9 protein-coding genes are annotated in these 6,717 nt (G+C 61.2%); all 9 read left to right on the top strand.

The window, feature by feature from the left end:
- A partial coding sequence (locus tag B3849_RS07140) for a UDP-N-acetylmuramate--L-alanine ligase (protein WP_286779961.1) occupies positions 1 to 864 on the top strand: 864 nt, incomplete at its 5' end.
- 32 nt (positions 865 to 896) lie between these two features.
- Positions 897 to 1,148, top strand: a complete 252-nt coding sequence (locus tag B3849_RS07135; protein WP_005854125.1) for a DUF2484 family protein — start codon at positions 897 to 899, stop codon at positions 1,146 to 1,148.
- Positions 1,145 to 1,405, top strand: a complete 261-nt coding sequence (locus B3849_RS07130) for a DUF2484 family protein (RefSeq protein WP_037944515.1) — start codon at positions 1,145 to 1,147, stop codon at positions 1,403 to 1,405. Before B3849_RS07135 ends, B3849_RS07130 begins: the two co-directional genes overlap by 4 nt.
- Positions 1,402 to 1,683, top strand: a complete 282-nt coding sequence (locus tag B3849_RS07125) for a hypothetical protein (RefSeq protein WP_009824920.1) — start codon at positions 1,402 to 1,404, stop codon at positions 1,681 to 1,683. Before B3849_RS07130 ends, B3849_RS07125 begins: the two co-directional genes overlap by 4 nt.
- 68 nt (positions 1,684 to 1,751) lie before the next feature.
- Positions 1,752 to 2,681: a UDP-N-acetylmuramate dehydrogenase gene (murB, locus tag B3849_RS07120; protein ID WP_414718028.1), complete on the top strand. Its 930-nt coding sequence runs from the start codon at positions 1,752 to 1,754 to the stop codon at positions 2,679 to 2,681.
- Positions 2,682 to 2,770: 89 nt separating this feature from the next.
- On the top strand, positions 2,771 to 3,691 hold the full coding sequence (locus B3849_RS07115) for a D-alanine--D-alanine ligase (RefSeq protein ID WP_278424771.1): 921 nt from the start codon (positions 2,771 to 2,773) through the stop codon (positions 3,689 to 3,691).
- On the top strand, positions 3,679 to 4,566 hold the full coding sequence (locus tag B3849_RS07110) for a cell division protein FtsQ/DivIB (RefSeq protein ID WP_278424772.1): 888 nt from the start codon (positions 3,679 to 3,681) through the stop codon (positions 4,564 to 4,566). Before B3849_RS07115 ends, B3849_RS07110 begins: the two co-directional genes overlap by 13 nt.
- 4 nt (positions 4,567 to 4,570) lie before the next feature.
- The gene (gene ftsA / locus B3849_RS07105; protein ID WP_037944512.1) at positions 4,571 to 5,905 is read left to right on the top strand and encodes a cell division protein FtsA; all 1,335 of its coding nucleotides are present in this window, start codon (positions 4,571 to 4,573) and stop codon (positions 5,903 to 5,905) included.
- Positions 5,906 to 6,077: 172 nt separating this feature from the next.
- Positions 6,078 to 6,717, top strand: a 640-nt coding sequence (locus tag B3849_RS07100) for a cell division protein FtsZ (protein ID WP_286779959.1), incomplete at its 3' end; no start/stop codon positions are given.

Raw genomic sequence — 6,717 nt, 5'->3', positions numbered from 1 at the left:
ACCAATATCGACCCCGAGCATATGGAGCATTGGGGCGACTTCGATACCCTGCGCAAAGGGTTTCTGGATTTCGTCTCGAACATTCCTTTCTACGGGCTAGCGGTCTGCTGCATTGACCACCCCGAGGTGCAGGCCTTGGTCGGCAAGATCACCGACCGCCGTGTCATGACCTATGGCTTCAACACCCAAGCCGACGTGCGGGCAGTCAACCTGCACTACAAGGCGGGCGTGGCGCATTTCGATATCATGTTCCAGACCGAAGGCATCACGATCAAGGATTGCAGCCTGCCGATGCCCGGGGATCACAACGTGTCAAACGCGATGGCGGCGGTCGCCGTGTCGCGCCACCTTGGCATGAAAACCGAAGAAATCCGTGCCGCTCTTGCCGGGTTCGGTGGCGTGAACCGTCGCTTTACCAAAGTGGGCGAAGTGGATGGCGTGACGATCATCGACGACTACGGTCACCACCCGGTCGAGATTACCGCCGTGCTGAAAGCCGCACGTCAGGCCACCGAAGGGCGCGTGATCGCGGTCCACCAGCCCCACCGCTACAGCCGTTTGCACCACCATTTCGAGGAATTCTGCGCCTGTTTCAACGATGCCGATGTTGTTGGCATCGCCGAGGTCTATGCCGCGGGCGAGGCCCCGATCGAGGGCGCAGGGCGCGATGATCTGGTCGCAGGCTTGATCCGTCATGGTCACCGCCACGCCCGCGCCGTCCAAAGCGAGGATGATCTGGCGCGACTGGTGCGCGAACAGGCAGGGCCGGGGGATATGGTTGTCTGCCTTGGGGCAGGGACAATCAGCACCTGGGCCAACGCCTTGCCTGCCGCGCTTGAAGCCTTGAAGAAGGAAGCCGTCTGAATGGCGCGGACCCCATCATACGGGGGCCGGTCATGACCTTGCTTTGGGCTTGCATCCTGTGGGTCTTTTGCTCGGCCACGGTGGCGACGCTGCCCATGCGTCTGCAATATATTCCCGGTGTGATCCTGCTGATTGCCGCACCGGTGCTGATCATCCTGATCGGTCTTCAGGTGGGCTGGCTCTATAGCCTGCTTGCTCTTGCTGCCTTTGTGTCCATGTTCCGCAATCCCTTGCGCTTTTTGCTGGCCAAGCTGCGCGGACAAAACCCGGAGGTTCCAAAATGAGTATATCACTGGTTCTTGCCTGTTTTTGGGCGGTCGTTGCCAATGTGTTGGCGATGACGCCCAGTTCTGACCAGCATTGGCGCAGCGCCTATGTGCTGATTGCCGTCGGCATACCCGTCCTGGGGTTTGTCACCATGCAGCATGGCCCTTGGGTCGGGATGCTGGTGTTCGCGGGCGGGTGTTCGGTGTTGCGCTGGCCCGTGATCTATCTGATGCGCTGGCTGCGCGGTGCCGCTGTGCGGAATGCCGCAAAGTGAACCTGACGCTGGTGATCCTGATCAGCATCCTCGTGGTGTGGATGCTTGCCGCGGGCTGGTGCGGGCTGATGCGCCGGTATGGCGGCTTTGTGCTGGTCCTGCTGGCAGGGCTCGCGCTGAACTGGGCGTGGATGATCTGGGGCCTTGGCGCGAAACCGCTGGAGCGTCCGGTGTTCATGGCGCAAGCCGCTGCCACGGGCTATGCGGTTTGCGCGTTTCTTGCGGGATGGCTGGCCGGCCGTATCACGCGCGAGCTGCGGGCGAACCGGCCTGATTGATTGGGCGGTTTTTGGCGCGCTTCGGGCACATGTGGAAAATTGACCTCCCTCCCAAAGCGGGCTAGGCGATGGGCATGACAGATATTTCCTTTCCCGACATGCGCGGTAAGCTGACGCAAAACCGCCCCTTGGCTGATCTGACCTGGCTGCGCGTGGGCGGCCCTGCTGACTATTTCTACCAGCCTGCCGATGCCGATGATCTGGCGGCTTTCATGAAGGCGCTGCCCGCCGATGTCGTGGTCATGCCGATGGGGGTCGGGTCGAACTTGATCGTGCGCGACGGCGGCTTGCGCGCTGTGGTGATCCGGCTGGGGCGCGGGTTCAACACCATCAGTTGCGAGGATGGAATCGTCACCGCAGGTGCCGCGGCGCTGGACGCCCATGTCGCGCGCAAGGCAGCGGACGCGGGGCTGGACCTGACCTTCCTGCGCACAATCCCGGGTAGCATTGGCGGCGCGGTACGGATGAACGCGGGCTGCTATGGTGCCTATACTGCTGATTATTTCATCAGCGCAGACGCGATCACCCGCACAGGCGAAAAGGTCACGCTTGGGCCGGACGATCTGCGATTTGCCTATCGCCAGACCGCTTTGCCAGACGGATATGTCATCACCGCTGCCCGTTTCGCGCCCCCCAAAGGCGAGGCGCAAACGCTGCACGCGCGGATGGAGGACCAGCTGCGCAAACGGGACGAAACCCAACCCACCAAGGACCGCAGCGCGGGGTCGACGTTCCGCAATCCGGCGGGGTTTTCCAGCACGGGGCAGGCGGATGACCGCCATGATCTGAAGGCGTGGAAGGTCATTGACGACGCCGGTTTACGCGGTGCCACCTTGGGTGGCGCGCAGATGAGCCCGAAACACCCCAACTTCCTGATCAATACGGGTTCCGCGACGGCAGCAGACCTTGAAGCATTGGGTGAAATGGTGCGAAAAAAGGTTTACGATTCCAGCGGGATTACGCTAGAGTGGGAAATTATGCGGATCGGCGAAAAATAAACGTTCGAGCGTCATGATTTAGGGCCGCCAAAAGGCCCGGAACAGAATGAATAAGGGTCGCAACAGGCCCGTTTAAAAAGGCAGATTGAGTGGGATTGTCGAGCAGGACACCCCCGAGAGTTGCAGTATTGTTGGGTGGCCCCTCGGCGGAACGCGAGGTGTCTCTGTCAACAGGGCGCGCCTGCGCAGCGGCTTTGCGGGACCGGAGTTTCGAAGTCATCGAGGTCGATTGCGGCCCCGACCTTTGTGCCGATCTGGGCGCTGCTCAACCCGATGTCGTTCTGAATTGTCTGCATGGCCGCTGGGGCGAAGACGGCTGCGTTCAGGGATTGCTGGAATGGATGGGCCTGCCTTACACACACTCCGGCGTGCTGGCCTCTGCCCTTGCGATGGACAAACAGCGCAGCAAGGAAGTTTTTCGTGCCGCGGGTTTGCCTGTTGTGGAAAGCCTGATCGTATCGGCGGCGACGGTGCGGGGATCCCATGTGATGGACCCGCCCTATGTGGTCAAGCCGAACAACGAAGGGTCATCCGTCGGTGTTTACCTTGTCGAGATCGAAAACAACGGCCCGCCACAGTTGGATGATGCCATGCCTGCCGAGGTCATGGTCGAGAAATTCATCCCCGGTCGCGAACTGACCACCACCGTGATGGGCGAACGTGCGCTGACCGTGACCGACATCCACACGACGGGTTGGTATGATTACGACGCCAAGTACAAGGTGGGCGGGTCGACCCATGTGGTCCCTGCCGATATCCCGCACGAGATTTTTGAGCTCTGCATGGATTACGCCCTGCGGGCGCATAACGCGCTTGGCTGTCGCGGTGTCAGCCGCACGGATTTCCGTTGGGATGAAAGCAAGGGGGCAGCGGGGCTGTTCCTGCTGGAAACCAACACCCAGCCCGGCATGACCCCCACGTCGCTGTCGCCCGAACAGGCGCAGGCGGTTGGCATTTCCTTTGGCGAGCTCTGCGCCTGGATGGTCGAGGACGCGTCATGCAATCGTTGATCAAACGCGTCAAACCCGCCAAGCCGGCCAAGGCAGATCCCGCACCGTCACGTTGGGCGTGGCGCATGCAGCGCTTGATGCTGACGCCGACGTTCCGTTTCGGGCTGCGCGTCGGGGTGCCGTTCTGCTTGGCCTTGGCAGCGGGGACAATCTATCTGTCGGACGAAGCACGACGCGGCCAGTTGGCCGATGTCTATGCCAATGCCCGCACCAGCATCCAGCAGCGCCCCGAATTCATGGTCAAGCTGATGGCGATTGATGGTGTCGAAGGCGTTTTGGCCACCGACGTGCGTGCCGCTGTGCCTGTCGAATTTCCAACCAGTTCCTTTGATCTTGATCTGCCTGCATTGCGGCAGGCGATCACCGATCTTCCCGGCGTCAAGCAGGCGTCGCTGCGGGTGAAGCCGGGCGGCGTGTTGCAGGTGTCGGTACAGCCACGGGTGCCGGTCGCCGTTTGGCGCAGCCAGGACGGGCTGCTGCTGATCGACGCCGAGGGAAGCCCCATCGGCCAGCTTGCATCGCGCGGCGATCGCACGGACCTGCCCTTGGTGGTAGGCGAGGCGGCGAACCAGCGCGTGAGCGAAGCGCTTGAATTGATCCGCACGGCGGCTCCGTTGGGGGAGCGGCTGCGCGGTTTGGTACGCATGGGAGAGCGGCGATGGGACGTCGTTCTTGACCGTGAACAGCGTATCTTGCTGCCCGAAACCCAGGCCGTTCAGGCGCTGGAGCGGGTGATCGCGCTGGAAGGTGCACAGGATGTGCTGGCCCGCGACGTCGCGCGGGTAGACATGCGGTTGGCCCAACGGCCCACCGTGCAAATGAACAAGGACGCCACACAAGAATTGTGGCGCATCAGGCAGATTTCGGGACAGTGAAAAGATGATGGACCTATACGATAGTCAGCGATCCATGCGCCACATGCGCAAGCTTGCGATGCAACGCGGCGTGGTGGCTATTCTGGATGTGGGCACGTCAAAGATCGCCTGCCTGGTGCTGCGGTTTGACGGCACGGGCCGCGTCTCTGAAGAGGGCGAAATCGGGTCGCTCGCGGGGCAATCCGGTTTTCGCGTGATCGGGGCTGCGACCACGCGGTCGCGCGGGGTCCGCTTTGGCGAGATTTGCGCCATGCAGGAAACCGAACGCGCTGTGCGTACCGCGCTGCAGGCGGCGCAGAAAATGGCGAACATCCGTGTGGATCACGTGATCGCCTGTTTCTCGGGTGCCGAACCGCGCAGCTACGGTCTGGATGCGGCGCTGGATCTGGAAGGGCAGGTCGTCTCCGAGCAGGATGTCGCGCAGGTTCTGGCCAATTGCGACGTGCCCGAATACGGCGAGGGCCGTGAAGTGCTGCATGCGCAGCCGGTGAACTTTGCACTGGATAACCGGTCGGGCCTGTCCGATCCCCGCGGCCAATTGGGTAATACCCTGTCGGTCGATATGCATATGCTGACCGTGGACGCGGCGGCGGTTCAACACCTTGCCCATTGCATCAAACGCTGTGACCTCGAACTGGCGGGCGTTGCGTCTTCGGCCTATGTCTCGGGGATTTCATCGCTGGTCGAGGACGAACAGGAACTTGGCGCCGCCTGTATCGATCTTGGCGGCGGGTCGACCTCTGTTTCGATCTTCATTCGCAAACACATGATCTATGCCGACAGCGTGCGCATGGGCGGGGATCACATCACCTCTGACATCTCTATGGGGTTGCAGGTGCCGACGGCCAATGCTGAACGGATCAAGACCTTCTATGGCGGGGTGCATGCGACAGGCATGGACGACCGCGAGATGATTGATATCGGTGGCGACACCGGTGATTACGAACACGACCGTCGCACTGTCAGCCGGGCCGAGCTGATCGGCATCATGCGCCCCCGTGTCGAGGAAATTCTGGAAGAAGTCCGCGCCCGTCTGGATGCCGCGGGCTTTGACCACCTGCCAAGCCAGCAGATCGTTCTGACCGGCGGGGGCAGTCAGATTCCGGGGCTTGATGGTCTGGCAAGCAAGATTTTGGGCCAACAGGTCCGCTTGGGCCGCCCGCTACGCGTGCATGGCCTGCCACAAGCCGCAACCGGTCCGGGTTTCGCCTCTGCTGTAGGCTTGGCGCTGTTTGCCGCGCACCCGCAAGACGAGTGGTGGGACTTCGACATTCCCGCCGACCGCTACCCATCCCGGTCGTTGAAGCGCGCTGTCAAGTGGTTCCGCGACAACTGGTAACCCCCAGATGCGGTGCGCGCGTCGAAATCATGAGAAAACCGGCAAAAAAACGCCCATATAATGTGTCAAAACCGTGTTTTCTAGGTGACGCATGGGCGTTCTCCCTATACAATAAGGGGGATTGCACAAAAAATGCTCCGTAAGCGAGCTAAACAATACAGGCGGATGGCTCATGACCCTTAATCTTTCAATGCCCGGACAGGGCGACCTGAAACCCCGCATCACAGTGTTTGGTGTTGGCGGGGCAGGCGGCAACGCCGTGAACAACATGATCGAGAAAGAGCTCGACGGTGTTGATTTCGTGGTTGCCAACACAGACGCGCAAGCGTTGCAGCAAGCCAAAGCGGAAAGCCGCGTTCAGCTGGGCATCAAAGTGACCGAAGGTCTGGGTGCGGGCGCGCGGGCCTCTGTCGGTGCTGCCGCTGCCGAAGAAAGCATTGAACAGATTGTGGACCACCTGGCCGGCGCGCACATGTGCTTTATCACCGCCGGTATGGGCGGGGGCACCGGGACAGGGGCCGCGCCGATCATCGCGCAGGCCGCGCGTGAACTGGGTGTTCTGACCGTTGGTGTCGTGACCAAGCCGTTCCAGTTTGAAGGCATCAAGCGGATGCGTCAGGCTGAAGACGGTATCGAGGCGCTGCAAAAGGTCGTCGATACACTGATCATCATTCCCAACCAGAACCTGTTCCGTTTGGCGAATGAAAAAACCACCTTTACCGAAGCATTCTCCATGGCGGATGACGTGCTGTACCAAGGTGTCAAAGGCGTCACGGATCTGATGGTCCGCCCCGGCCTGATCAACCTCGACT

Source organism: Sulfitobacter sp. UBA4523, assembly GCF_002388305.1.
GTDB lineage: Bacteria > Pseudomonadota > Alphaproteobacteria > Rhodobacterales > Rhodobacteraceae > Sulfitobacter > Sulfitobacter pontiacus.
This window is presented reverse-complemented; position numbering and strand designations above follow the sequence as displayed.